We start from the raw sequence: 25,155 nt of genomic DNA on the forward strand, positions 1-25,155 counted from the left end.
TCCCCGCAAGGAGACACCCCCCCCCCCCCCCCCCCCCCCCCCCCCCCCCCCCCCCCCCCTCCCCCCCCCCCCCCCCCCGCCCCGGGGGCCGGGGGCCGGGCGGGGGCCGGGCGGGGGTCAGGTGCCGGGCAGGCGGGCCCGCATGGCGCCGGGGGCGGGCTTGGGCACCGGCGTGGCCGGCGGCGCCCCGGGCGGGGCCTGGACGGTCATGTCCCACACCCCCGCACCAGGCTGTGCGGCGGCGGCCGTCGCCTCGTCCAGCACCGCTCTCACCTCCCCCACCGTGGGCACCTTGTCGATACGGTGCCGCCCGGCCACGATCACCGGCACCATCGTCACCTGCGCCTGGGCACGCGCATGGGCCAGGCCCTGCTGATGGGCGCGGGCATAGCGCGCCGACATGATGGCCGCGCGGAAACCCGCCCGGTCCAGGCCCGCCTGCACCGCCAGCGCGGCCAGCACCGTGGGATCGGAGATGTCCTGCCACTGGTGGAAGTAGGCACTGAAGACCAGGTCGGTGTAGCGGGCCCCGGCACCGTGCTCGCAGGCGTAGCGGTAGCCCAGCAGCGCCATCCGCGCCCGGCGCAGCGGGGTGCCCGGCGGCCCGGCCAGATGCACGCCGCGCTCGGCGCCCAGCGGGCGCACCGAGTTCTCCCACACCCCGCGCGGGTACTCCCCCGCCTCCTCCACGCAGTTGGGGTTGACCTCGAAGGGATGCAGCACCACGGCGGCGTCCCGGCCCTGAAGAGCCCGGTCCAGCACATGCCGGGTGATCAGGCTGTAGGGGCAGATGAAGTCGAACCAGACATCGATCGTGACGGTCATCGGGCCTCTTTCGACGCGGAAGCGGACAACGCGGACGACACCCGCCCACCACCGGCACCACCGGCACCACCGGCACCGCCGGGACCGCGGGGACGACCGGTACGGCGGGGGCGGCGGGGGGTGGCGTAGCGGCGCAGCAGGGGCTGTTCGACGGCGGTGTGCATCACCCAGGCCAGCAGCAGGGTCAGCGCGGCGCTCAGCAGCAGCATCCCGGCCGCCGCCGGGGTGCTCCAGGCGCGGTCTGGGCCCAGCGCGCGGTGGCCGTGGAACTGGACCAGGCGGTGCAGCAGGTAGAAGGCGAAGGACAGCCGGCCCAGGCGCACCATCGGGCCGGTGGCGAACAGCGACCGGCGCCCGCGCAGATCGGCGCCGGCGCCCGCGGCGACCAGCCAGGCCAGCGGGGCCGCGCTCAGCGCGGCGATCCCGTAGCCCACCGGCAGCACCAGGGCCGCGGCGTAGGAGCAGGCCACCGCGCCCGCGGCGGGCCAGAGGCCGCCGCGCGGCAGCCGGCCCGAGGCCACCAGGCGGGCCACCACCATGCCCAGGACGAACTCCGCCGCGCGCACCGGGGGAAAGGCCAGCAAAAACCAGTAGTGCTCCTGGCTCAGGGCCAGCCAGGCCATGTCCGCACCCGCCGGCCACAGCACCGCGGCAAGGACCGGCATCAGCGCGATGAGGGCCACCAGCGCGGCCGCCCACCACCACAGCCGCTGGGGGCTCATACGGCGCACCTGCGCCCACAGCGCGGGAAAGGCCAGATAGAACAGGGCCTCCGCGCTCAGCGACCAGCTGACCGGGTTCGCGCTGAGGATGACCTCCACCCGCGGCTGCCAGGTCTGCACCAGCAGCAGGTTGCGCAGCAGCCCGGGCCGGGGCAGGCCGGCCGCCCACAGCAACGCCACGGCCACGGCCAGGGTCAGCAGATGACTGGGGTAGATCTTCCACAGCCGGCGGCGCCAGAAGGCCCGCCACGTGTCATGGGCGCGGGCACCGGCGGAGAAGGTGAGCACGAAGCCGCTCAGCACGAAGAAGAACGACACCCCCGTCCACCCCGCCTGGCTGACCACCCGGGCGAAGGCGTCGTTGACCTGCCGGTCGGCGAAGACGTTCTCGTAGGAGGCGTGGAAGCAGAACACCAGCAGCGCCGCGGCGAACCGCATCCCCGTCAGCGACGGCAGCCGCCCGCCCCCGCCCCTCTCACCGGCGCGCGCCGTCATGGGCCGGCAGCGGGCGCGGGGCCGCGCCCCTCGGCACCGGCGGGGGCGGCGGGGCCGCGGTGGTGGCGCAGCAGGCGGGGCACCAGGGCCAGGGCGGTAAGGGCCAGCAGCGCGGTGACGCACAGGCCCGCGCCGAACGCGCCCCAGCCCCGGCCGCCGGGGTGGGCGCTGAAGGCCAGGCCCGCCAGACTCACGCCCAGGGCCATGCCGATCTGGGCGGCGGTCTCCAGCACCCCGGAGGCCGCGCCGGCCAGCCGGGCGGGCACCTGGCCCAGCGCGGCGGAGAACAGCGGGCTCACCCCCAGGCCCTGCCCGAAGCCGATCACGGCCAGGCAGCCCAGCAGCACGCCCGTGCCGGGCCGGGCCAGCACCACGGCGGCCAGCAGCACCAGCGTGCCCGCGGCGTTCAGGGCGTAGCCGGCCACCAGCAGCCGGGCGCCGATACGTTCCTGCAGGCGCGGGGCCAGCAGCGAGGCCAGCACGAACATCACCGCCAGCGGGGTGAAGCACAGCCCCGCGCGCAGCGCGCCGTAGCCAAGGACGGTCTGCAAGTGCAGGGTGAGCAGGAAGAACAGGCCCGCGTTGGCGGCGAAGAACGCCACCGCGATGGCCGTGCCCGCGCCGAAGCAGCCGCGGGTGAACAGGCCGGGGTCCACCACCGCCGCCCCGCCCCGCCCGGCCACGGCCCGCTCGTGGCGCACGAAGAGGACACCGGCGGGCAGCGAGGCCGCCAGCATCAGCGTGCTCCACAGCGGCCAGCCGGCGCCGTGCCCGAGCGTGAGTGGCACCAGCAGCAGGGCCAGGGCCGCGCTCAGCAGCAGCGTGCCGCCCGCATCCAGCCCCGCACCCCGCACCCCGCGCTGCTCGCGGGCGCCGCGGGCTCCGCGGGCGGGGGGCAGGGTCAGGGCGGCGCCGAGCAACAGCAGCAGGCCCAGGGGCACGTTGAGCAGGAAGACGGGGCGCCAGGACAGGCCGAACAGGTCCGCGCGCACCAGCAGCCCGCCCAGCAGCTGGCCGGCCACCGAGGCGCCGCCGATGGTGGCGCCGAAAGCGGCGAACGCGCGGGCCTGCCGCCGTGCGCTGAAAGCGGTCTGCAGCACCGACAGCACCTGGGGGTAGAACAGGGCCGCGCCCAGGGCCTGCACGAGGCGAAAGGCGATCAGCGCCGGCGCCGAGGCGGCCAGGCCGCAGGCCAGCGAGGCCGCGGTGAACAGGGCCAGGCCCGCCAAGAACAGCCGCCGGCAGCCGTAGGCATCGCCCAGGCGGCCGCCGGCGACCAGGAACAGGCCGTAGGCCAGCAGGTAACCGGAGACCGTCAGTTCGGCCTGGGCGAAACTGGCGCCCACCCCCGCCCGCACGGCGGGCACCGCCACGTTGACGATGAACCCGTCCATGACCGCCATGAAGGTGCCGCCCAGCACCACCAGCAGCAGCCAGCCGCGCCGCGCCCCCGCACCCGGGCCCGTGACTGTGCCCGGGGCTGTGCCCGGGGCTGTGGCTGTGTCCGGGGCCGGATCCGGGGCCGGGGCCGGGGCTGTGTCCGTATCCGCGGCTGTGTCCGGGGCCTCGGCGGTGGCCGTGGCGGGGCCTGCGGCGCGGGCGGCGGGAGGACGCGGGGTGGTGGGGGCAGCGGAGGCGGCGGGGGTGGTGGGGGTGGTTGCGGGGGGCTCGGCGGGGGCGGGGGCCAAGGCGTCGGTGTCCGCCACGGGGCAGCTCCTTGCACAGTCACCGGCAGCAGGGGTCCCTTTCAGCCTCAGCCGCCCGCACCCGGTGCGGCAACGCCGACTTGCGCAAGCCGCAGCCGCCTACAGGCCGCGCCCGCGGCGGATGCCGTACAGGGCCAGGTCCCAGATCCTGGCCAGCTGCTCGGGCGCGCTCTTGTAGGTGTCGCAGCCCTCCTGGCCGCAGCTGCGGATGTAGGACTCCACCCCGGCCACCAGGTGGGCCACCAGGGCCAGGACGGTGCGCGGGTCGCAGCCCGCGCGCAGCTGGCCCGGCGGCATGGCCTCCAGCAGGTCCTCCACGGCCGGCAGCCAGGAGGCGGGCCACAGCACGCCCGGGGGCGAGGCCTCGCGCTCGCGGCTCAGCCGGGCCGCGGCGCGTACGGCGGGTTCCTCCTGGAGCAGCCCGGCCAGTTCCAAGGTGAGGTCCACGACGGTCTCCAGGGCCGCCTCACGGCCGGCCAGCAGGCGCTGGACTCCCTCGCGGGTGGTGGTGAGCCCGCGCAGCTGCACGGTGTCGGCCAGTTCGTCCTTGGTGGGGAAGTGGAAGGTCAACGCGCCCATGGAGATCCCCGCCGCCTTGCTGATCCGGCCAAGGGACGTGCCGTGAAAACCGGCGTGGTCGAAGGCCACGGCGGCTGCCTGCACCAGAGCCTCGCGGGTGCGTGCGGCGCGTTCCTGTTTCACTGTCGACTCCCTTGGGGGACGTGCCCCGCGCAGCGCGCGGCGGTGCGGGGGGCGGGGGTGGTACGAAGCGGTCGGATCCCGGCCCACGGCCGGCCCCGCACCGTGGCCCGGCCCGCGCCCCGCCGCCCGCGCCGCCGCCCGCCGGGGCAGGTGCCGGGGCGGCGCCGGCGCAGGCCCGGGCGGCCCGGGCGGGTGTCCAACTGGTGCTTGCGCGGCTGCTGTTCAGCGGGCCGGGCGCCAGGCCGGCGGGGGCGCCGGGCCGGTGCACCGGATGGGCGGGCGCGCCCGCCAGGGCACCGGCCGGCCGGGCCGGGGCGGGCGGCGGGCCGGCCGGGGGGCGGGGCCGGCCGTGGGCCGGGGCGGGCAGCGGGCCGGCGGGGCCCCCATCCGGCGGCCCGGGTGCCGCGGCGAGGGGTGCGGGCAGCGTGTGCAGCGGGCTGCGTGCCACCGGGGCCTCCTTCCACCGCGGGCGACGTAGCGGACTTTGAGCTTCCGACGCCGCGGGGGCCACCACAACGCCAACGTGGGAAAGCCGCAGGCCTTTTCCCTCCCCCACTCCCCCTCTTTCCACAGTTTTCCGCCCTTTCGTCCGACCGGACACCGAAAGCCCGGACTCTCCCGGGAACCCCCCAAAGCCCCACACCACCCACACCCCGCCCAGCCCCCGCCCGCTCCCCGCCCGGGACACACCGGCCAGGACGTACCGGCCGGGTCGTACCGGCCGGGGCGTACCGGCCGGGGCGTACCGGCCGGGGCGTGTGACGGGGCGGGGCGTGTGACGGGGCGGGGCGCCGGGGTGCGGGGGTGTCCGCGCGGGCGTGAAGTCCCGTACGGGGCGCCGGAGTTCACCAAGTCGCACCGGCACGCTCCCCGCCCTCGAAAACAAAGCGAACGTTCGCTACGCTTTTTGGGTCGGATACGTCACGGAGGGGAACGACATGGCCGGACAGCAGCAGGTGGGGGTGGCGTCAGCGGCGGGGGGCAGTGATCCGCTGTCGGCGTTCGCCGCGGCGCTCTTCGGGCATTTGCCGCGGGCCGATCAGCGGCGCTGGGCGCAGGGCTATCTGCAGGGGCTGCTGACGACGCCGGGCAAGAAGTCGGTGCGGCGCCTGGCGGCTGCGATCTCCGATTCGCCCACGGCCTCGCAGTCGCTGCAGCAGTTCATCAACGCCAGTCCCTGGGAGTGGGATCCGGCCCGCAAGGAGCTGACCCGGTATGTGGAGCAGCGGGCCGCGCCGCGGGCGTGGACCATCGCCACCGCGGTGCTGCCCAAGCGCGGGGGTCACTCCTGCGGGGTGCACCGGCGCTTCGTGCCCGAGGCCGGGCGCACCATCAACTGCCAGCTGGGCATCGGGGTGTTCTTGTCCCTGGGGGAGATGCAGCTGCCGGTGGACTGGCGTCTGATGCTGCCCGAGCAGTGGAACGCCGACGAGCAGCTGCGCGAGCGGGCCCGGATCCCGGCCGTGGCCCGCCACCGGCCTTTGTGGGCGCACGCGGCGGATCTGGCGGCCACCTTGGCCCGGCGCACCCGGCACACCCCGGCGCCGGTGGTGGCGGACATGAGTGATCACACCGATGTGGCCCAGCTGATCGAGCAGCTGCACCGCCAGGGCAGGGCGATGGTGGTGTCGGTGCCGCCGGGCATGGGGGTGTGCCCGGCCGCCGCGCGCACCAGCGCCTCGCATCTGGGCGCGCACAGCCCGCACGGCGCGCGGCAGTTCCTCTACCAGCACAGCACCCGCCATCCGCACGTGGTCACCGTCACCACGCCCGAGCACGGCCAGCGCCACATCCGGATCCTGTCCGGTCTCATCCGCCTGCCCGGCACCGCCCACACCCTGCGGATCTTCACCCAGTGGCGGCCCAGCCTCCAGCGCCCGGCCCGGGTGTGGGTCTCCAACCTGCTGGATGCGCGCCTGGACGAACTGATGTCCCTGGCCCAGCTGCACGCCCGGACCCGGGCCACCATGACCCATCTGGAGCAGGAGTGCGGGCTGCTGGACTTCGAGGGCCGCTCCTACCCCGGCTGGCACCACCACATGACCCTGGTCTCCGCCGCCTACGCCTACAGCCGCCTGTGCGCCCCCGCCGCCCCCCAGGCCCAGCCCCTGCCCCGCACCGCCTGACCCCCGCCGGGCCGGCCCCCGCCCCGGGCCGGCCCGCCCCCCGGCGGGGCCCCGGACCTGCCCCGGGGCGGGGCCCCGCCGCCGCGCCCCGCTCCGGGCCCGTGCCGGGGCGGGAGCGTGTGTCTTCGGAGGCGGCACGGGAGTTGGCGCGGCGAGCTGCGCCCGGGCGCGGCAGGCGGGCCCGCACTCGCGGCGCCCGCCGCGCCGGTGGCCCGCCGCCCCGCGCGGCGCCGCGCCGGCAGCGCCCGGGCCCGGCGCGGACAGCAGGGCCCGGCGCCGGCCCGGCCCCCCCGCCCCGGGCCGCGCCCCGGGCCGCGCCCCGGGCCGCGTCCCGGCCGCCCGCCGCGGCCGGCCCGTCGGGCAGGGCGGCCGGTGCGCGGCGGGCTTCGGCGCGCGGCAACCGGCAGGGGGCACCCCCCGGGGGGGGGCAGGGGCAGGCGGCGGGGCGCCCCCCGGGGGGGGTGGGGTCAGGCGGCGGTCCAGCCGCCGTCGACGGCCATCGCGGCCCCGGTGACGAAGGAGGCGCGGGTGCTGCACAGCCAGGCGGCGGCCTGGGCCACCTCCTCGGGGCGGGCCATGCGCTTTTGCACGGAGCGGGCCACGAAGGACTCCTCCAGGGCAGGCGCCTGGTGCAGCACGTCGTCCATCAGCTCGGTACGGGTACTGCCCACCACCAGCGCGTTGACCCGGATGCCATGGCGGCCGTACTCCTCGGCCGCGGCCCGGGTCAGGCCGATCACCCCGTGCTTGGCCGCCACATACGGCGCCGCCGCCCCGGTGGCCACCACCCCCGCGACACTGGCGGTGTTGACGATCGCACCCCCCTGGCCGGCCGCGAGCATCTGCGTGATCTGCGCCTTCAGGCAGTTCCAGGCCCCGCGCAGGTTCACCTCCACGATGCGGGCGAACACCTCGTCATCCGTCTCGTGCAGCCGGGTGCCCGCGGTCGCCCAGCCCGCGTTGTTGAACGCCGCGTCCAGCCGGCCAAAGGCATCGACCGCCTCCTTGACCGCCCGCGCCGCGTCCTTGGCCACCGTGACATCCCCCGCCACCGCCAGCGCCCGCCCCCCGCCCGCCGTGATCTCCCCCGCAAGCGCGCGTAAGCGCTCCTGCCGGCGCGCCATCAGCACCACCGCCGCGCCCTCGGCGGCGAACAACCGCGCCGCGGCCGCACCGATCCCGCTCGAGGCCCCGGTAATCAACACCGTCGCCCCGCCCAGCAACTCCCGTCCCGCTCCCAGACCATCCCTCACCAGCAAACCCCTCCCCTGAGACCGATCCCCTACGAATCCCGCATTTCGACAAACACCTGCCCACACCAGCCCACCCGGCCACCCGGACACCAACCCGCCCAGCAGCCGGAGCACCGGCTTGCGTCGGGCCTGCCGACCCACCGGAGCACCGGCCCGCCGTCCCGCCGGAGTACCGGCCCGCCGGGCCGCCGGAGTACCGGCCTGCGTCGGGCCTGCCGGGCCGGTGGTGCGCCGCCCCGCGGGCGCAGCGCCGTCCCGGCGTACGAGCACACGCCCTGCCGACGCCCCCCGGGGGGGTGGCGTACCGGTTTGCGTACGCCCCTGCCGGCCGAGCCGCACCCGCCAGCCAGAACCCTTCCCGCCCCGACTCCTCCAGACCACCCCACCACCCGCCGCGCAACTGCCCGCAGGCCGCAGGCCGTTTGCCCACCGCACCGAAGAGACGAAGACGGCGGGGACAGGCAGCCGGAAACGGAACAAGGACGGAGCGGCAGGACGGACCGGCACCGGGACACCCCCGAAAGCACCCCCGGCCGAAGGGGGAAGGGACTGCCGGATGTCCGGGACGCCAACACCCCGGCAGACCGGGCCGGGCCGGGGCGGCGCGCGGGGCGCGGGGCGGGACGCGGCCGGGGCCGGGCCGGATCACGGTAAGGGCGGCCCGCGACAGAGACAGAGACGGAGACGGAGAGCGGGGTCGGGGGTGGGGGCGGTGACCGGGGGCGGGCGGGTGCCCGGGGGCGGGCGGGTGCCCGGGGGCGGGTTAGGCGAAGAAGCGGGCATGACGCCGGGCCCAGTCGGTGAAATCGGCCGGCGCGCGGCCCGTCACCTGCCACACCCCCTGACCCACCCCCGCCTTCGCCCCGGCCCGCTGGCGCTCCGCGCTCTCCAGCAGGGCCCGCGCATACGCCTCCGGATACCGGCTGCGCCACAACCGCCACGCCTCTTCCACCCCCAGCTCCTCAAACCGCAAAGGCCGCCCCAGCACCCGCGCCAGCACCCGCGTCTGCTCACGCGCACACACCGCGCCGGGCCCCGTCAGCTCATAACAGCGCCCCGCGTGCCCCGGCGTGGTCAGCACCCGCGCGGCCACCGCCGCCACATCCCCCGGGTCCACACACGCATTCACCGACGACCCGTACACCGCCCGCACCACCCCCCGCGCCCGCACCGAGGGCGCCCAGGTAAGCGCCTTGGACATGAACGCCCGCGGACGCAGCACCGTCCACGCCAGACCACACTCACGCACCCGCCGCTCACACACCCGCTGCCAGCACGTGATCACATCCCGCGCCCCCGCATCCATCACCGCCAGCGCCGACAGCTTCACCACACGCCCCACCCCCGCCCGCACCGCCGCCTCCAGCACCCGCTCATCATGATCAGGCCGCAACGGATCACTGGTGATCAGCAACAACGCCTCCATCCCCGCCAACGCCCGCTCCAACGAACGCCGGTCAGCGAAATCAGCCCGCACCTTCACACCCCCCACCCCCGCCCGCACCGCCGCCCCAGGATCACGCGTCAACGCCCGCACATAATGCCCACCCTCCAACATCCCCACCACCAACCGCCCCACCGTCCCCGAAGCCCCCGCCACCACCACCCGCACCCCACCACCCGAACCCCCCACACCCCCACCACCCGAACCACCCACACCCGCACCACCCGAGCCACCCACACCCGCACCACCCGAGCCGCCCACACCCGCACCACCCAGACCCCTTGTACCCGCACCACCCAGACCTCTTGTACCCGCACCGCCCAGGCCGCCCGCACCGCCCAGGCGACGGGCGCCGGCCAGGCGACGGGCGCCGGCCCCGCCGCCGACACCACCCGCACCGCCCATACCGCCCGCACCACCCGCACTGCCCATACCGCCCGCACCACCCGAGTCGCTGATGCCACCCACATCAGCCACACCACCCTCACCCCACACATCACTTGAGACACCCACACCACAACCTGCCCCAGCCCTATCACCCGCACTGGCCGCACTGGCCGCACTGGCCGCACTGGCCGCACTGGCCGCACTGGCCGCACTGGCCGCACTGGCCGCACTGGCCGCACTGGCCGGGCCGAACTCGCTGCTCACGCCAGGGACACCCCGCGCGCGAACCGCACCCGCGCCACCTGCATAGCCCGCCTTGCCGACACCCCCTGCGCGGTCACCGCCACCGGTACGACCAGCCCCGCCCGCGCGCCCCGGACGGTCAGCACCCTCCGCACCCCTCAGCCCACCTGAGAAGCCACCCCGGCCGACCCCACCTGCGCCGACTCCACGGCCCGCAGCAACAACAGCCGCACCCGCACCACTTGCAAAGCCCTCAGGACCGACACCACTTGCGCACTCGCCGCCGCCAGCACAGCCAGCCCCGTCCCCATACCCGGCAGGACCGGCACCCTCCGCGTGCCCGGCACGGTCCGCACCCTCCGCGCCCCTCGCCGCACCGGGAAAACCGGCCCGGCCCACACCCCCCGCACCGACACCACGGAGCGCAGCCAGAGCACCCGCACCGCTTGCAAAGCCCGTACAGCCTGTACCACTTGTGCGGTCGCCACCGTCAGCACGGCCAGCCCCGTCCCCATACCCGGCAGGACCGGCACCCTCCGCGCGCCCGGCACGCTCCGCACCCCTCGCCGCACCGGGAAAACCGGCCCGGCCCACACCCCCCGCACCGACACCACGGACCGCAGCCAGAGCACCCGCACCGCTTGCAAAGCCCGCAGGGCCGACACCACTTGTGCGGTCACCGCCGCCAGCACGGCCAGCCCCGTCCGCACACCCGGCAGGGCCGGCACCCTCCGCGCGCCCGGCACGCTCCGCACGCTCCACACCCCTCGCCCCGCTGGGGAAGCCGGCCCGGCCGACACCACGGAGCGCAGCCGGAGCACCCGTACGGCCCGCGCGGCCGGCACGGTCGCCGGCCTCTGCGCGGCCGGACCGGTCCGCGCTTCCCGCCCGCTCCCCGGCGCTTACCGCACGGGCACTGCTGCCCGCGCGGGCGCTGCTGCCGACCTGGTCGCCTCCACCGGCACAGCCCGCCCCGCCCGCGCGCCCGGCACGCTCAGCACCCTGCGCACCCTTCGCCCGACCCGGGAAGCCGGCCCGGTCCGCGCTCCCCGCCCGCTCCCCGGCGCCTGCCGCACGGGCGGTGCTGCCCGCACGGGCGGTGCTGCCCGCACGGGCGGTGCTGCCCGCACGGGCGGTGCTGCCCGCACGGGCAGCGCTGCCCCTCTCGCCGTCCGTCCCGTCCCGGGCCGTATACGCCCCCGCCGGTAACGACACCCCCGCCCCCCTTTTGTCCGTCGGTTACAGTCCCCGGCCGGGATCCAGATCGATCGCGGCCGCGGCCTGCGCACGCGCGATACCCGGCAGCAGCAACTGCCACATATGCACGATCCGCTGCGGCAACGCGGCCGTCGTACCGGTCAGATGCGCATGCTGCTGCGTCCCCGTCATCGCCCCGACCACGAACTCCGCCACCACCCCCGGCTCCACCCCCGGCGCCAGCTCCCCCTGCTCACGCGCCACCTCCAGCCAGCCCTGGAAAATCTTCTCCCACTCATAGAACGACGTGTCGTCCTCGATCCCATGACTGCGCTGCTCCACCGCCAGCCGCACCCCCGCCCGCAGCAACGGATTCACATTCAACTGATGCGCCCACACCAGCGACAGATCCACCAGCCGCTGCAACCCCTGCGAATGCACCCGCGGCACCATCACCTCCGGCTGCGCACGGATCACCGCACGCGCCAGCGCCTCCTTGTTCTCGAAATGGAAATACACCGCCCCCAGCGTCACCCCCGCCCGCCGCATGATCTCCCGCATACTCGCCCCCCGGTACCCCAGCTCATCAAAAGCCATCGCCGCCGCCCGCAGAATGTCATCCCGGGTCTTCACAGCACGCTCCTGCTTGGGCTCCACCATCGAGCGTCCCCTGCCCTTCCCTCGCCACAAAAACGAACGGCCGTTATTTTACGCCCCCGCCCCGCCCCCACACCAGGCCACCAACCCCACCCAAACCCCCACCCCAACACCCCAACACCCGGACACCCGGACACCCGCACACCCGGACACCCGGACACCCGCAGCGAGTACCCGCCACCCATCACCCGGCCCCCACCAGATCACGCCACACCCCCCCCGCACCGCCGCAGCCACCCCACAGCCCCGCCCCACGCCCCCACCACCCGGGCACCCGCGCCGAACCGAGCAGCAAGGACAGCATTCACGAGGGCGACGAACACGGACGGCGCCGGCCGTCACCCCGTCACCCCGTCACCCCGTCACCCCGTCACCCCGTCACCCCGTCACCCCGTCACTCCGTCACCGGTACGGTGCCCGTTTGCCTCGGCCGGCCGCCCGAGGACCGGCCCCAACAGTCCCCCAACAGTCAAAGACCGGCCAGCAGATGCCGTCCGCGAGCGCCGATCGTCGGGTACGAGACCGCGCGCCGCCTCCAGGAGCCGGGCACGCCGCCGCTGCCGCCCGGCACGAGAGCGATGCCCCCCGCCACGCGGCGGCATCCGCACCAGCCACCGCCCCTCAGCGAAACCCGCCCCCTACAGAACCAGCACCGAGCACCGCCCCACACCCACCCCACCACCAGCCCCACACGCCTCCAGGACAGCCAAAGCCGAAGCCCCCAGGACACCGCCGACAGGAGAGGGCCCCATCCCGCAAACCCCCGCCGCTCCCGCCCCGTTGCCGCCCAGCGCCGCAAAAGGACGGTGAGGGCGGCACGCACGAGGCCGGCGAACCCTGAACGGCCACACCCCGCCCGGCCGGTGTTCCGCCGGAGCCCTCGCCGGCCAGGAGCCCTCTTCCCCGGCCCGGCGCCGGCGGGCCGGCCTCAGCAGTCAAAGACCGACCAGCAGATACCGTTACGCAGCCGCTGATCACCCAGTACCAGCTCGCGGACCGCCTCCGGGAGCTGATCACACTGGCACCGGCACTCACACCGCCCTGCGGCCACACCCCCTCCCCTGGCGCGACAGCACGTACAGCCCTGACCGCACAGGCGGCCGCACCCAGCTCATGCACGGCCACATGCACCACGACCGCGCCCTGCCCGGCAGCGTAAACGGCACGCCGCGCCGCACCACGCCACGCCGCACCACGCCGCGCCGCACCACGCACGTCCCGGGCCGCACCCCTCGCATGACCACCCGCCGCACGGGCCCGCATCATCGTCACCTCACCCCGGACCCAGCCACGCCTGCCCGACCGCCTCACACGGCCGCGCGAGCCACGCCCCTCCACCACGCCCGGCACGAGATCACAGCCGGGCAACACACCCCCGAACCCACAACAAGCCCCCCTCCCCCCTCAACCCCCTTGACCCCCACGCCAGTTCACAGACCAGGCCCGCACAACCCGGACGCAGAGACCGAAGAGCAAGGACCGGGGGACCGGGAGCCGGGGAGCGGACACGGGAACCGGAGAGCGGGGCCAGGAAGCGGGGCCGGGACGCGGGGCCGGGACGCGGAGAGCGAGGAGGCGGGGCCGGGACGCGGAGAGCGAGGAGGCGGGGCCGGGACGCGGAGAGCGGGGAGGCGGGGAGGCGGAGAGCGAAGACCGGGAGCCGGGAGCGGACACGAGAATGCGGCACCGCAGAGCGGAACGGGGAACGGGGGTGCAGGGACACGGGGGTGCGGGGTGCAGACACCCGGCCGTGCAGCCCCGGACCCCGGGCCCGAAAGGGCACCGCGACACCCGCAGACACCCGCACAGCACCCAGACCCGGTAGCCAGGGGGCGGGAAACAGCCACCCGCCCCCACCACGGATGCCCACCTTCCACTTTCAGCCACCCACCCCCCGCACCCACCCCGCACCACCACCCCCCGCCCCCACCCGTGCCGAACAGTTCCGGTCAACTCCACCACCACGCCCGCCCCCGCACCACCCCCCGCCCACCCCCGCCCCGCACCCCGCCGCACCCGCCCGACGAGCCCGCCTTCCCCCCGCACCCCGCACCACCACCCCCCACCACGACACCCCGTGCCAGGAACAAGAACCAGACACCCCTCGACAACAAAAAGAACACTCGTTATGTTGCTGGACGGCGAGACAGCGCCAACCGAGCACAAGTGCAAGCGGTCACTCGCAACCACTCAACGGGGGCTCACCATGCCTGTCACCCAGCACCTCACCACCCCACCCCAACACCCCACCCTCCCACCCCACCACGTGCACAAACACAACCCCGCCGAAGTCCTCCTCACCGGCTTCGACACCCTGCGCCCCGACACCTTCACCGTCACCGCCCAATGGCCGACACACCACCCCTTCTACACCCCCACCCCCCACCTCAACGACCCCCTCCTCCTCATCGAAACCATCCGCCAATGCTTCCCCCTCCTCGCCCACAACGCCTACCACCTCCCCCACAACCACCACCTCATCTGGCAATACCTCACCACCGACATCAACCCCCACGCCATGCACCACACCCCCCACCACCCCACCCACCTCACCCTCCACATCACCTGCTCCGACATCCGCCGCCGCCCAGCCGGCCACCTCACCGCCCTCACCCTCCACGCCACCGCCCTACGCAACGGAACCCACCTCGCCACCACCCAAACCCGCTTCTCCGCCCACTCCCCCACCATCTACCAACGCATCCGCGGCACCCACCCCAACACCCCCACCACCCCACCACCCCCCACCCACCCCACCCACGTAAACCGACACCACCCCCACGACGTCGTCCTCGCCCCCACCCCCCACCCCCACCACTGGCTCCTCCGCAACGACACCACCCACCCCACCCTCTTCGACCACCCCGTCGACCACACCCCCGGCATGCTCCTCCTCGAAGCAGCCCGCCAAGCCACCCACGCCACCCACCACCACACCCACCAACACCACAACAACAACAGCAACACCAGCAACAGCAATGCCCGCAACAACAACAGCGGACACGACAACCACAGCAACCACGCCTGCAACAGCAGTGCCGGCAACAACAGCACCGAACGCAACACCCTCCACCACACCACCCACACCCACACAGCCACACAAACACACCCACCAACAGCCACAAGAACAGACACAGGGCCAGGAACACGAACACCCACAGGGCCGCATCCGGCAACAGCAACCATCACCCCACCCCCACCACCCCCCTACCCCACCCACATCCACGCCACCTTCATCCAATTCCTCGAATACACCACCCCCACCCACATCACCACCACCGACACAGACACAGACACAGACACACGAACAACAACCAACACCCGCACCGGCACCGGCACCGGCACACACAGACACACCGGCCAAACCACCACCCACATCACCGCCACCCAAAACAACCACACCGCCTTCACCAGCACCATCACCACCACACCCCACCCCTAACCCACCCCCAAACCACCAACCCACAGCCGACAGCCGACAGCCGACAGCCGACAGCCGACGTCACCGTCTTCGAGGCTCCGCAAGGGAGCCCCCAGCCTTCGGGCCAGACCTGACCCCTCCCTCCTGTCGCTGATAATCCCGGGGACGGTGCCACCAGGCCCGAAGGAACCCACGGACAGCTGACCAGGAACTTGAGCACCGGCCTCACTTGAGCCGCAAAGCCCTCCGCAACGGGGACGCAACAGCTCGACGCCCAGGCAACGCCGCACGAAAGCATGAGGGAAAGGCCCGCACGCGATCGACACCCGACACGACATAGGAACGGGCGGTGATGAACGTGTCCTTCGCGCGTGTTTTGGCCTTACCGGGGTGGAGGTCGGCGATCCGCTGCGTCGTCAGCTCGGGTGGGTAGGTGTCCGGGCGGCCAGTGTCCCGCGCGACTGCCAGCGGCAGGGCGCCGATCGAGGCCGCCCACCAACTCCCCCTGTGCGACCGGCATAAGGCCGGCCCGGAGAGGTAGGTGCAGCTGGCCCACGGCGACCGGCGCCCGCTCCTATGTCGTCTCTGGTGTCGATCGCGTGTAGGCCTCGGCAGCTTCGACGACGACCTGGTCGGCGCGGCCACCACCCGGGCCGCCAACCAGCCGCACGATCCACCGGATCGAGGAGCCCGAACTCCGGCTCGCCGGGGCGAGACCCGCGTAGGCAGCCAGTTAGCCGGCAGTTGACAAGGTGCAGCCGTCGCCGACCGACGGTCAGGAGACCACGTCAGGCTGAGTCACCGAGAACCTGCCTTGCTTCAGACCACAACCGCTCGAACTCCTCCGCGGAAAGCCCGGCCGCCCGGGGCAAGCCCTGCCAGCCGTCCATGGGGCCTTCGGCGAGAACGCCGTACTGCCGTTCATAGCGGCCCAGCGCCGCAAAATCGGCATGATCACGCAAGTGCACAACCTCAGCCAAGGAAGCGGCCGTCACCGGCCTCGAGTCCTGACCCCGGACCTCAACCTGACGCGCCGCCCAGCTCTCGTCATCGGCCTCGAAATACAGCCACAGATCTTCTTCCTCGCAGTAGGCGCGGAACCAGCTCGTCATACCGCCGTCCTGACCCACCACCTTGACCAAACACATAGGGGCACCCCCACCGGGCCCCCACCCAAACCACGAGAGGCCGCAGAGACACAACCCCACCACGCGCGCCCACCCCTCACCCCCGCCAAAACCGCCGTACCCTACCCCCCATGTGCTGGAGCGCAACAGCCGACCTCGTCGCGGGTACGGCCATCGCAGCCGTGGGGCTCGCCTCGGTCACCCTGGCCGTTCGGCGCCCCCGTGACCTGCCGCTGGCCGCGCTCCCCCTCCTCCTCGGAGCCCACCAACTCATCGAGGCCCTGGTCTGGCACAACGGTGGTGGCGCCGGGCCCGCCACCACCGCCTGGGCTGTCATCGCCCTTCCGCTGCTCCCGCTGTGGGTACCCGCAGCCGTGGTGTGCGCCGCACCGCCCAGTGCCCGCCGCCGCCTGCTCATCCCCCTCACCGTCGGAGCCATGACCGCGGCAACGCTCGCGTACACCCTGGCCACCCGCACCGTCACAGCTGAGATCCGCGGGCACACCATCGGCTACGCCCTGGGACTGCCACACGCGGAACTGGTCCTCGCCGGGTATCTCCTCGCCACCATCGGCTCTCTCCTGCTCTCCGGCGACCGGGAACTCGTCCTGTTCGGCGTCCTGGTCGCGGTGGGGGCCGCGGTGTCCGCCGTTCTGTGGCGGCACGAGTACATTTCCACCTGGTGTGCGTTCGCCGCGGTCACCTCGGTGCTCCTGTGCCTCTGGGTCGCCAGACGCCGCTCACCACACCCACCCGGGCACAGAAGCCGAACTGTGTGAATCGCGCAGCATTGGCGACGACATGTTCGTGGGCATGCTCGCGGGACACCGCACGACACCGCACCCTGCGTCGATCGCTGATCGAAGCCATGGTGTGAGCCCCGCCCGTCGTCACCCCCGTCGACAACCTCGGCCCGACTTCCAGCGAGTTACGACGGACCGCTCCGGCTCACCCGCGCTCCCCCGTCCAGTTCCGCTGAGCGGAACTGCGGTAGCAGCAGGCTCTGCCACCGGGGCAAAGTGAGGGCGCCTCGGTGGACCAGGGGGTCTTGGTGCCGAGGGCGAGCCTTTGAAATCCCGTCCCGCAGGCTCCCGTTCTCGTGAACCGCATGAAACGAATGAAACGCATGAAGCATATGAAACGCGCGAAACGTTTGCACCGTGGTGGCGGGCCCGTCGGAACGAAGGAGTCACGCATGGACCTGAGACAGCCCAAGCCCGGGGCACCCAAGGGCGGTGGCGACACCGAGAACCCGGACCGGCGCGCCATGCTCATCACGGTACTCAAGGCGACGGCAGGCGTGGCAGGCGCCGCCGCGGTGGCCGGGGCGCTCGCCGGTCCCGCCGCAGCGGCGGGGCCGCGGCGCGGCCCGGCCTCGGCCCGTGCGAGCCAGGCGGACTGGCGGTTCTGCGCGAAGTGTTACGGCCTGTTCTTCCGCGGCTACCCCTCGGACGGCGCCTGCCCGGCGGGCGGCGGGCACGACTCGGCCGGATTCAACTTCAACCTGCCCCACGACGTGCCCGAAACGCCGACCGCGCAGCGCAACTGGCGCTTCTGCGACAAGTGTTACGGCCTCTTCTTCTACGGCTACCCGACCGACGGCCGCTGCCCCACCGGCGGCGCCCACCGCAAGGCCGGGTTCGACTTCGTCCTGCCGCACGACATTCCCGAGAACGGCAAGTCGCAGCGCAACTGGCGCTTCTGCGACAAGTGTTACGGCCTCTTCTTCTACGGCTACCCGACGGACGGCGTCTGCCCCGCGGGGGCCGCCCATCGCAAGGCCGGGTTCGACTTCGTGCTTCCGTACCTCTAGACGGACAGCGTCGCAGCCAGCCGAGAGTGCGGGGCCACGGCGGCAGGCCTCAACGGCGGGTCCTGTCTCAGAGGCCCGCTGCCCAGGCGCCACAAGCCGCGCTACCGTCATCCAGTGGCCGACACCTACGCGAGGCTCGCCCAGTACTACGACTTGATCATGGCGTCGGGCTACTACGACCACGACGCCTACGCACGCGAGCTGGCGGCCCACATCGGCGACCGCCGAGACGTCCTGGAACTCGGGGTGGGCACGGGGCTGGTCTGCGAACGGCTGCTCGCACTCGTCCCGCGAGGGCTGCGGCTCACCGGCATCGACCATACCCAGGACATGCTGGCGCAGGCACGGGACAGACTCGGTGACCGCGTACGACTCCTCGATCAGGACGTCGTCACCATGGCAGGGGAGCCGGCCTTCGACGTCGCGTACTCGGTCGGTGGCGTCTGGCTCTGGCTCGACGACCACGAAGGCGGCGCCCGTCTGGGCAGCCACCTCCTGCGGGACGAGGAGAACACCCTCGCGCTGGGCAACCTCGCCGCGGCCCTGCGCCCCGGAGGGCGTCTGCTGCTGTCCGTCCAACCAGCACACCGTTCCTCCGAACGGCCGCTGCCGGGTGGGCTCCGCTACGTCCAGGACGTCCGCGACGGCGGCAACGGGCACATCGTCAAGGACTACTTCGTCATGCGAGGGGACGCCGTGCTGGCACACCAGCACTCCACCTACCGCGCGTTCCCCCAGCGGGAAGCCGAGCGGCTCCTGGAGCGAGCGGGGTTCCGCCCGCTGCCCGGACCTCGGACTCTCTTCCGCCAGTACGTCCGTACATGTGCAACAGCGGCAACGTGAAGGCACCGACCTTCACACGACGTCCGGAGCAGAGCGAAAGCCGACCAACCGACCTGGACCGGGGCATGTTACTCCGCCCACTGATGGCCGAAGTTGCCCCCCGTGAGTCCACGACTCCCGAGCGGCATGTTTGCATGTGTCCATGATCGTTAACGCACAGCAAACATCCGCGTCGCGCACGTACGTGGACCGCGTCCTGGAGCACTGGGACAAGGACGAGGACGCCGAAGCGCTCGTCCAGGGCGCGCAGCGGCTGAGCCGGAAGGAGGCCCGGCAGCGGCTGTTCCAGGTGGGGCACGCGCTGCGTCGGCAGGGGCTTTCGCACGGCGACGGAGTGGGGCTGTTCCTGGCCAACCGTGTGGACTCCGTCCTGGTGCAGCTCGCGGTCCACCTCATCGGCTGCCGTGTGGTCTTCCTACCGCCCGAGCCGGGGCCCGGTGAGCTGGCCGCCCTGGTCGAGCAGTCCGGGGCGCGGGCCGTGGTCACCGACCCGCTCTTCGCGCAGCGGGCCGCCGACGCGGCCGGCCGCAGTGTCCACGCGCCCGCGCTGCTCAGCGTCGGGCCCTGCGAACTGGGATGTGCGGACCTGCTGGCCCTGGCGGACGAGTGCCCGGCGGTGCGCCCCGACGGCGTGCCGGACCCGGGAGCCGACGAGGCCGTCACCGTGCTCTACACCGGCGGCACGCTGGGCCGCCCCAAGCTCGCCGCGCACAGCCACCGGCTCTACAACGTCCTGGTCGACCTGGCGGAGGACGCTCCGCAGGAATCCGGCCCCGGATTCTTCCCGGTCATGGACCCGGCCACGGACCGGGTGCTCGTCTCCACGCTGCTCACGCACGGCAGCGGTCACCTCACTTCGCTCCAGGCCCTGGTGACGGGGTCGCCCCTCGTCGTGCTGCCCGAGTTCGACGCCGGCGCGGCCCTGAGGGTGCTGCGCGAGGAGCGGATCACCACCACCATGTTCGTACCGCCGATGCTGTACGCGCTGCTCGACCACCCGGGCTGCGTGCCGGGTGTCCTGTCCGCGCTGCGGCGGATCGTCGTCGGTGGCGCGGCCTGCTCGCCCAGCAGGCTCCAGCAGGCGGTGGAGGTCTTCGGGCCGGTGCTCAGCCAGGGCTACGGGCAGTCGGAGGCGCTCGGCATCACCGCGTTCGGCGCGGAGGACCTCGCCTCGGAGGCGGCCCGGCGGCCCGAGCTGTGGCGCAGCTGCGGTCGCGCGATATCCGACACCGAGATCGAGATCCAGGGCGAGGACAGCGCGGCGGCCCTGCCCGTCAGGCAGGTCGGTGAGGTGTGCGTCCGGGGCGAGACGGTGATGCTCGGCTACTACGAGGACCCCGAGCGCACCGCGGAAGCGATGCGCGACGGCTGGCTGCGCACCGGGGACATGGGCTACCTCGACGCCGAGGGGTACCTCTACCTCGTCGACCGGGCCAAGGACATCATCGTCACCGGAAGCACCAGCGACAACGTCTACTCCCGGGTCCTGGAGGACTTCCTCCTCACGCTGCCGGGTGTACGCAACGCGGCCGCGCTCGGCGTGCCGGACGAGGAGTTCGGAGAGGCCGTCCAGATCTTCCTCGCCACGGCGGAGGGCGCCGAAGTGGATCCGGACGCGGTCGGCGCGGCGGTCACCGCCGAGCTGGGAGAGCTGTACACGCCCCGCAAGACGGTCCTGCTCGATCGACTGCCCACGACCAAGGTCGGGAAGGTCGACAAGAAGGCGCTCCGCGCCGCGTGGACGACGCCCAGCCCCCAGGCAACGGCGCTCACCGAGGCCTAGGCCTGTCCCGCGGGGTCCGCGGCCGTCATGTGCGCCAGGCCGGGATGCCGTTGAGCGCTCGCGTCCGCCGCCCCGCGCCCGTCCCCGCGGTCTCGTCGGCAAGCCGATCACCTTGCGGCACGACGGCGGCGGTACGCCCAGGGAGCCCTCCGGCATCACCGGGGGGCTCCAAACCCCGTGAAGCGCCGGTTCGTTGCGCCGGTGGCGTCCGCGCGTGCCGGGCCGATACGGAATGCGCTGCTTCCGGATATCCAATGTCGATAGCGGCTTTGCAGTATTGATCGGCTGCAAGTGTCGTAGCTCCTGGACGATCGATTTCAGAGGCTTTTTTCGCGCCATTGACGCATGGTGCGATGCGGCGTATACCTCTTGTCATTGCACTCGGCACAGCGGAATGATCGGAAATCCTCCGGGCTTTGCCGCCCCGAGGACAGCCGGGCGGACACGGATTCATCGGAAATCTGCTGCCGCAAAAACCGCTGCCGTGAAAAAAGAGAACAAGGGGGGTCGAACATATGCTTCGCATCACGGCCGACGTCTTCTCCGGCCGCCCCGATCCGGTCTCCGACATCACCGACGAGAACGAAGTACGGGCGCTGCTCCGTGAGGTGGACAGCAACCGTCACCTGTTCGTCGGCGACGCTCCTGCCGAAGGCGGGCTCGGCGTGCGGGGATTCTGGATAGAACCGCTCAACGACGAAGTCGGGAGTGACTTCGGCACCGAGCCGAGGCTGTATCTTCCGGTCGGCGCACAGGCACGCGGGGGCCGCGCGGCCGAGATCGGCGAGCGGCTCGTCACCCTGATGGAGCGGGGTGACCCCGCTGTCTCCGGTGACGCGGGCGAGCCGCTGGACGCCTCGTTGCGTGAATTCCTGATTCCGCAACTGGCAGCCCCCGTCCGCCTCACCGTCTCGGACCGGGCCGCACCGGCGGAAGCGCAGTCGCCATCCGAACAGGGAGCGGAGGAAGTCGCCAAAGCAGCGAGCTGCACGATTGAGCTGGGAGCGTTCAACCCGGGGTTCTGGAACAACGACTCGACGGTCCGACTGAACAACAACTGCTACAACTACGCGAGCAATTGGCGTACGAATACGTTCGCCCAGCCTGGCCGCGGTTGCGGCAACATGTACAAGGCCATCACATGTGCCGAAGTGACACGTGCCTCGCTGTGCGACGGAATGCATCACCGGTTCGACTGCTTCCCGGACACCGAAAAGCCGCGCTACTTGGTGGCGCTGGTCATCGCCCCGGGCCCCGGCTTCGTCGACTTCCACTGGTTCCGCAAGCAGAACGAGGGGTTCTGGGGCCACAAGCCCGGCGGTACCGCCGCCCGCAACACGGACAACAGCGGCAACGTCATCTACAATCCGGAGACCGCCAACCGTGGTCCGTACACGGTCTTCTGCGGATACTTCTACGGGTGCAATTCGCAGCGGCAGAGGATTCGGTAGCGAGTCCTCCGCCCGCCGGGGCCGAGGGCCTCCGTAGGCGGAGCCGGTGCGGATCGCCAGCAGGGAATGACCGTATGGACGTCGAGATCGATCTCTACAGCGGACGGCGGAATCCGGTGTTCGGCCTCGCGCCGGAAGCCGAGGAAGAGCTGATGAGCCGGATCGCCGCGCTGCCGCCGGCACCGCCCGGGGCCACTCCGCCGCAGGGTCTCGGCTACCGGGGGCTGCGCATCACCGACGGTCCGGCGGTCAACATCACGGAGATCGTGGTGTCCGGCGGAGTGGTCGTCGTCCGTGATCCGCACGGCGCGGAACGAGTGCTCCAGGACGCGGGACGCGCAGTGGAGCGCTCGCTCGTCGACCTCGCCGCCGCCACCCTGGATCCGGCCGAGATGGCGGTACTGCGGCGGGAGTTGGAAGGCTGACCGGCATAGCGGAGCCCGTGGTGTCGTACGCGTCCGTGCCCTGTGCCCCGTGTACCGGCCCGGTCGGCGCCGAGGGGCGCCGGCCGCCCGGGGCCCGTTCGCACCGGTTTCCCCGGAGGCCGGTGCGACCTGGTCCCTGCTCATGTTCGCGGCACGTCCGAAGGGTCGCCGACACGACGGTGGTGCGGTGCGGTCGCGCTCGCACCCGCCCTTTCGGCTGACCGCGCCCTTGTGTGGTGCCGATCGCGCACCACCTCTCCACCCCATTTTCCAGGCTGGACGAAGGATTGACGCCATGTCATCACTGGGCGGAGACCCCACCACCGGGTCGGCCGACCTCGCAGCCTCGCCCTTGACCGACGTTCTCCCGACGCAAGAGCGGGCGAGCGGCCAGGAGCAGGACGCAGTCGCGGAACACCCGGGCGCGTACACCACCGGGAACAGCGCCGCCGCGGAGCAAGGGGCGACCGCGGCGCCCGCACTCGCCTACCGCCCCGTGAGCGGCCAGTACCGCAGCAGCGGGGGCGGCTTCCAGCTCGAACTGCGCGTCGACGTCGACAGCACCCGCAGCGGGTCGAAGGTCCTGCGCAGGCTCAGCGGAGACTTCTTCGCCACCAGTGGTGGTACGACGACGTACTCCGGTTCGTTCGCCGTGCACAGCCCGACCGTCACCTGGTCGGCCACCCAGGTCGTCGTCAAGGGGCTCGGCACCTTCACCTGGCAGGCCGGCGCCCCCGTCGTGCAGGTCACCATCCCGCGGCGTACGGTCGACGAACTGCCGGGCGCCGCCACCGCGCAGTTCTTCACGACGTCCGGGCAGCCCGGCGCGAGCTACGCGTGCCCGTACGTCTCCTCGTACTTCCGCGCCCTCCAGTGGGAGCAGGACTCGGTGACCGGCAAGGTACCGTTCCTCTCCTACCAGACCGGTTCGCTGCCGCAGCCGCCGGGCAGTCCCGCTCGCGCGCTGAGTGTGCCGGGCGCGTACGCGGAGGCCGGGATCCAGCTCCTGGTGTCCGGCGCCGCGAACGTCATCGCGGACAGCTCGGGCGGCTGGACCGACTCCGAGCTGCACGGGGCCATGCAGACCCACTTCAGCCTGTGGCGCAACACCCCGCAGTGGAAGGCGTGGCTGCTTGTGGCCGGCTCCTACGAGGGCCTTGCGGGGGTGCGCGGCATCATGTTCGACGCCGCCGACTCCTTCCAGCGGCAGGGCTGCGCGGTCTTCTACGACCAGATCAAGGGCGCGGACCCCGCGTCCCAGCGCGCCCAGCTCCGCACGTACGTGCACGAGATCGGGCACTCCTTCAACCTGCTGCACTCCTGGCAGAAGAACCTGGCCCGGCCGCCCGCCCCACTCGGCCCCAGGGGCGGGTTCGGCGATCTGTCCTGGATGAACTATCCGCAGAACTACCAGTCACCGTCCGGTGCGAGCGGTACGGCCGCGTACTGGAGTGACTTCCCCTTCCAGTTCACCGACAACGAGCTGATCCATCTGCGGCACGGCTTCTACCGCAACGTGGTCATGGGTGCCAACCCGTTCGCGACCGGGGCCGCCGACATCGCGCCCGAGGTCTTCGACGAGCCGCTGGCCGACGAGTCGGGGCTCCGCCTCGGCCTGCGGGTGGCCAAGAGCGGCTTCGCGTTCGGCGAGCCGGTCGTCGTGGAACTGAAGCTGGAGACCACGGACCTGCGCGGCCGCTTCACCCACGGGCATCTCCACCCGGACGACGAGCTGGTCAACATCGCCATCCGGCAGCCCTCCGGACGCACCGTCCTGTACCGGCCGCTGCGGCTGCGGTGCGTGGACCAGGACGAGACCGTGCGCCTGGACACCAGCCGTCCGGCGATCTACTCCAGCGCCTACATCGGCTACGGCCGCGACGGGCACTACTTCCAGCAGCCGGGCACCTACCAGCTGCGCGCCTCCTACCAGGCCGCCGACGGCTCCCGGATCGTCTCGCCGGTGCTGCGCGTCACCGTGCGGCATCCCGTCAGCGCCACCGACACCCAGCTCGCGGAGCTGATGATGGGTGAGGACCAGGGCAAGCTGCTCGTGCTGCGCGGTTCCGACTCGCCGTCGCTGCGGTCCGGCAACGACGCGTTCCAGGAGGTCATCGAGCGGCACGCCACCCACCCCTTCGCGGTGTACGCGCGGCTGGCGAAGGGGCTCAACGCCGAGCACGAGTTCAAGAGCCTCAGCCCCGACCGGGCCGGGGTGACCGTGCGCGCAGCGGACACCAAGTCCGCGATCGAGCAGCTCACCCCCGTCGTGAAGGCCTCCGAGCAGGGCAAGGGCGTCGACAACCTCACCCTGAACCTCGCCACCCGGCGCCTCGCTCGCGCGTATGCCCGCCAGGGTGACCTGGAGGAGGCCGGCTCCACCCTCGACCACCTGGTGCGCCACTTCGACACCCCGGCGTTCAAGCCGCATGTCGTAGAGGCCGTCCGCGCACAGGCGGACGCCACCAAGGCCCGCCTCATGGCCGACTTCGGCACGAGCTGAGCAACGGACACCGGCCGCCCACGGAGGTCGTC

19 protein-coding genes and 2 pseudogenes are annotated in these 25,155 nt (G+C 72.8%); 9 read left to right on the forward strand and 12 right to left on the reverse strand.

Going from position 1 to position 25,155, the window contains the following annotated elements:
• Positions 1–117: 117 nt before the first annotated feature.
• From AC07GB_RS34535 to AC07GB_RS34550, 4 genes are all read right to left on the reverse strand, one after another.
• Positions 118–825: a DsbA family oxidoreductase gene (locus AC07GB_RS34535; RefSeq protein ID WP_478852547.1), complete on the reverse strand. Its 708-nt coding sequence runs from the start codon at positions 823–825 to the stop codon at positions 118–120.
• Positions 822–2,042 (reverse strand): acyltransferase family protein, encoded by a 1,221-nt coding sequence (locus tag AC07GB_RS34540; RefSeq protein ID WP_478852549.1) that lies wholly within the window; start codon positions 2,040–2,042, stop codon positions 822–824. Before AC07GB_RS34540 ends, AC07GB_RS34535 begins: the two co-directional genes overlap by 4 nt.
• Positions 2,039–3,748 (reverse strand): MFS transporter, encoded by a 1,710-nt coding sequence (locus AC07GB_RS34545; protein WP_478852551.1) that lies wholly within the window; start codon positions 3,746–3,748, stop codon positions 2,039–2,041. The genes AC07GB_RS34540 and AC07GB_RS34545 overlap by 4 nt, the downstream gene beginning before the upstream one ends.
• A gap of 99 nt (positions 3,749–3,847) precedes the next feature.
• Complete coding sequence (locus AC07GB_RS34550; RefSeq protein ID WP_478852553.1) at positions 3,848–4,450, reverse strand: TetR family transcriptional regulator; 603 nt, start codon at positions 4,448–4,450, stop codon at positions 3,848–3,850.
• Positions 4,451–5,388: 938 nt separating this feature from the next.
• Here AC07GB_RS34550 and AC07GB_RS34555 point away from each other — a divergent pair.
• On the forward strand, positions 5,389–6,576 hold the full coding sequence (locus AC07GB_RS34555) for an IS701 family transposase (protein ID WP_478852555.1): 1,188 nt from the start codon (positions 5,389–5,391) through the stop codon (positions 6,574–6,576).
• Positions 6,577–7,043: 467 nt separating this feature from the next.
• On the opposite strand, the gene AC07GB_RS34560 is transcribed toward AC07GB_RS34555, so the two are convergent.
• The 5 genes from AC07GB_RS34560 to AC07GB_RS34580 form a co-directional block, all read right to left on the reverse strand.
• Positions 7,044–7,778 (reverse strand): SDR family NAD(P)-dependent oxidoreductase, encoded by a 735-nt coding sequence (locus AC07GB_RS34560; protein WP_478852616.1) that lies wholly within the window; start codon positions 7,776–7,778, stop codon positions 7,044–7,046.
• An 814-nt stretch (positions 7,779–8,592) separates the two neighbouring features.
• Entirely contained in the window at positions 8,593–9,510 is a 918-nt protein-coding gene (locus AC07GB_RS34565; protein WP_478852557.1) for an NAD(P)H-binding protein, read from the reverse strand.
• 551 nt (positions 9,511–10,061) lie between these two features.
• The gene (locus tag AC07GB_RS34570) at positions 10,062–10,658 is read right to left on the reverse strand and encodes a hypothetical protein (RefSeq protein WP_478852559.1); all 597 of its coding nucleotides are present in this window, start codon (positions 10,656–10,658) and stop codon (positions 10,062–10,064) included.
• Positions 10,659–11,142: 484 nt separating this feature from the next.
• Positions 11,143–11,760 carry a ScbR family autoregulator-binding transcription factor gene (locus AC07GB_RS34575; protein WP_478852561.1) on the reverse strand — a complete coding sequence of 206 codons (618 nt, stop codon included), beginning with the start codon at positions 11,758–11,760 and terminating at the stop codon, positions 11,143–11,145.
• 618 nt (positions 11,761–12,378) lie between these two features.
• Positions 12,379–13,023: a hypothetical protein gene (locus tag AC07GB_RS34580; protein ID WP_478852618.1), complete on the reverse strand. Its 645-nt coding sequence runs from the start codon at positions 13,021–13,023 to the stop codon at positions 12,379–12,381.
• 940 nt (positions 13,024–13,963) lie between these two features.
• Between AC07GB_RS34580 and AC07GB_RS34585 the strand changes: the two genes are divergently transcribed.
• Positions 13,964–15,199 (forward strand): ScbA/BarX family gamma-butyrolactone biosynthesis protein, encoded by a 1,236-nt coding sequence (locus AC07GB_RS34585; protein ID WP_478852563.1) that lies wholly within the window; start codon positions 13,964–13,966, stop codon positions 15,197–15,199.
• Between the two features lie 324 nt (positions 15,200–15,523).
• Here AC07GB_RS34585 and AC07GB_RS34590 read toward each other — a convergent pair.
• From AC07GB_RS34590 to AC07GB_RS34600, 3 genes and pseudogenes are all read right to left on the reverse strand, one after another.
• A pseudogene (locus AC07GB_RS34590) lies at positions 15,524–15,667 on the reverse strand (IS110 family transposase); the annotation flags it as partial.
• 190 nt (positions 15,668–15,857) lie between these two features.
• A pseudogene (locus AC07GB_RS34595) lies at positions 15,858–15,950 on the reverse strand (transposase); the annotation flags it as partial.
• Positions 15,951–15,966: 16 nt separating this feature from the next.
• Complete coding sequence (locus tag AC07GB_RS34600; RefSeq protein ID WP_478852565.1) at positions 15,967–16,290, reverse strand: hypothetical protein; 324 nt, start codon at positions 16,288–16,290, stop codon at positions 15,967–15,969.
• 146 nt (positions 16,291–16,436) lie between these two features.
• Here AC07GB_RS34600 and AC07GB_RS34605 point away from each other — a divergent pair, with 146 nt between their 5' ends.
• The 7 genes from AC07GB_RS34605 to AC07GB_RS34635 all read left to right on the forward strand — a co-directional run bounded on the left by AC07GB_RS34605 (position 16,437) and on the right by AC07GB_RS34635 (position 25,123).
• Positions 16,437–17,084, forward strand: coding sequence for a DUF6629 family protein (locus AC07GB_RS34605; RefSeq protein ID WP_478852567.1), 648 nt, complete (start codon positions 16,437–16,439; stop codon positions 17,082–17,084).
• A gap of 416 nt (positions 17,085–17,500) precedes the next feature.
• Positions 17,501–18,118, forward strand: a complete 618-nt coding sequence (locus AC07GB_RS34610; RefSeq protein ID WP_478852569.1) for a hypothetical protein — start codon at positions 17,501–17,503, stop codon at positions 18,116–18,118.
• Positions 18,119–18,232: 114 nt separating this feature from the next.
• Positions 18,233–18,961, forward strand: a complete 729-nt coding sequence (locus AC07GB_RS34615) for a class I SAM-dependent methyltransferase (RefSeq protein ID WP_478852571.1) — start codon at positions 18,233–18,235, stop codon at positions 18,959–18,961.
• Positions 18,962–19,103: 142 nt separating this feature from the next.
• Positions 19,104–20,744 carry a class I adenylate-forming enzyme family protein gene (locus AC07GB_RS34620; protein ID WP_478852573.1) on the forward strand — a complete coding sequence of 547 codons (1,641 nt, stop codon included), beginning with the start codon at positions 19,104–19,106 and terminating at the stop codon, positions 20,742–20,744.
• 515 nt (positions 20,745–21,259) lie between these two features.
• Entirely contained in the window at positions 21,260–22,195 is a 936-nt protein-coding gene (locus AC07GB_RS34625) for a hypothetical protein (RefSeq protein ID WP_478852575.1), read from the forward strand.
• A 74-nt stretch (positions 22,196–22,269) separates the two neighbouring features.
• Positions 22,270–22,620 carry a hypothetical protein gene (locus tag AC07GB_RS34630; RefSeq protein WP_478852577.1) on the forward strand — a complete coding sequence of 117 codons (351 nt, stop codon included), beginning with the start codon at positions 22,270–22,272 and terminating at the stop codon, positions 22,618–22,620.
• Between the two features lie 295 nt (positions 22,621–22,915).
• On the forward strand, positions 22,916–25,123 hold the full coding sequence (locus tag AC07GB_RS34635) for a YfgM family protein (RefSeq protein WP_478852579.1): 2,208 nt from the start codon (positions 22,916–22,918) through the stop codon (positions 25,121–25,123).
• The last annotated feature ends 32 nt before the right edge of the window (positions 25,124–25,155 follow it).

The organism is Streptomyces sp. NPDC045778 (assembly GCF_056431945.1).

Coding starts and splice junctions, on each gene's coding strand:
- AC07GB_RS34540 (WP_478852549.1), bottom strand. CDS start 2,042: ATGACGGCGCGCGCCGGTGAGAGGGGCGGGGGCGGGCGGCTGCCGTCG.
- AC07GB_RS34620 (WP_478852573.1), top strand. CDS start 19,104: ATGATCGTTAACGCACAGCAAACATCCGCGTCGCGCACGTACGTGGAC.
- AC07GB_RS34555 (WP_478852555.1), top strand. CDS start 5,389: ATGGCCGGACAGCAGCAGGTGGGGGTGGCGTCAGCGGCGGGGGGCAGT.
- AC07GB_RS34610 (WP_478852569.1), top strand. CDS start 17,501: ATGGACCTGAGACAGCCCAAGCCCGGGGCACCCAAGGGCGGTGGCGAC.
- AC07GB_RS34635 (WP_478852579.1), top strand. CDS start 22,916: ATGTCATCACTGGGCGGAGACCCCACCACCGGGTCGGCCGACCTCGCA.
- AC07GB_RS34625 (WP_478852575.1), top strand. CDS start 21,260: ATGCTTCGCATCACGGCCGACGTCTTCTCCGGCCGCCCCGATCCGGTC.
- AC07GB_RS34600 (WP_478852565.1), bottom strand. CDS start 16,290: ATGACGAGCTGGTTCCGCGCCTACTGCGAGGAAGAAGATCTGTGGCTG.
- AC07GB_RS34580 (WP_478852618.1), bottom strand. CDS start 13,023: ATGATGCGGGCCCGTGCGGCGGGTGGTCATGCGAGGGGTGCGGCCCGG.
- AC07GB_RS34535 (WP_478852547.1), bottom strand. CDS start 825: ATGACCGTCACGATCGATGTCTGGTTCGACTTCATCTGCCCCTACAGC.
- AC07GB_RS34605 (WP_478852567.1), top strand. CDS start 16,437: ATGTGCTGGAGCGCAACAGCCGACCTCGTCGCGGGTACGGCCATCGCA.
- AC07GB_RS34575 (WP_478852561.1), bottom strand. CDS start 11,760: ATGGTGGAGCCCAAGCAGGAGCGTGCTGTGAAGACCCGGGATGACATT.
- AC07GB_RS34585 (WP_478852563.1), top strand. CDS start 13,964: ATGCCTGTCACCCAGCACCTCACCACCCCACCCCAACACCCCACCCTC.
- AC07GB_RS34630 (WP_478852577.1), top strand. CDS start 22,270: ATGGACGTCGAGATCGATCTCTACAGCGGACGGCGGAATCCGGTGTTC.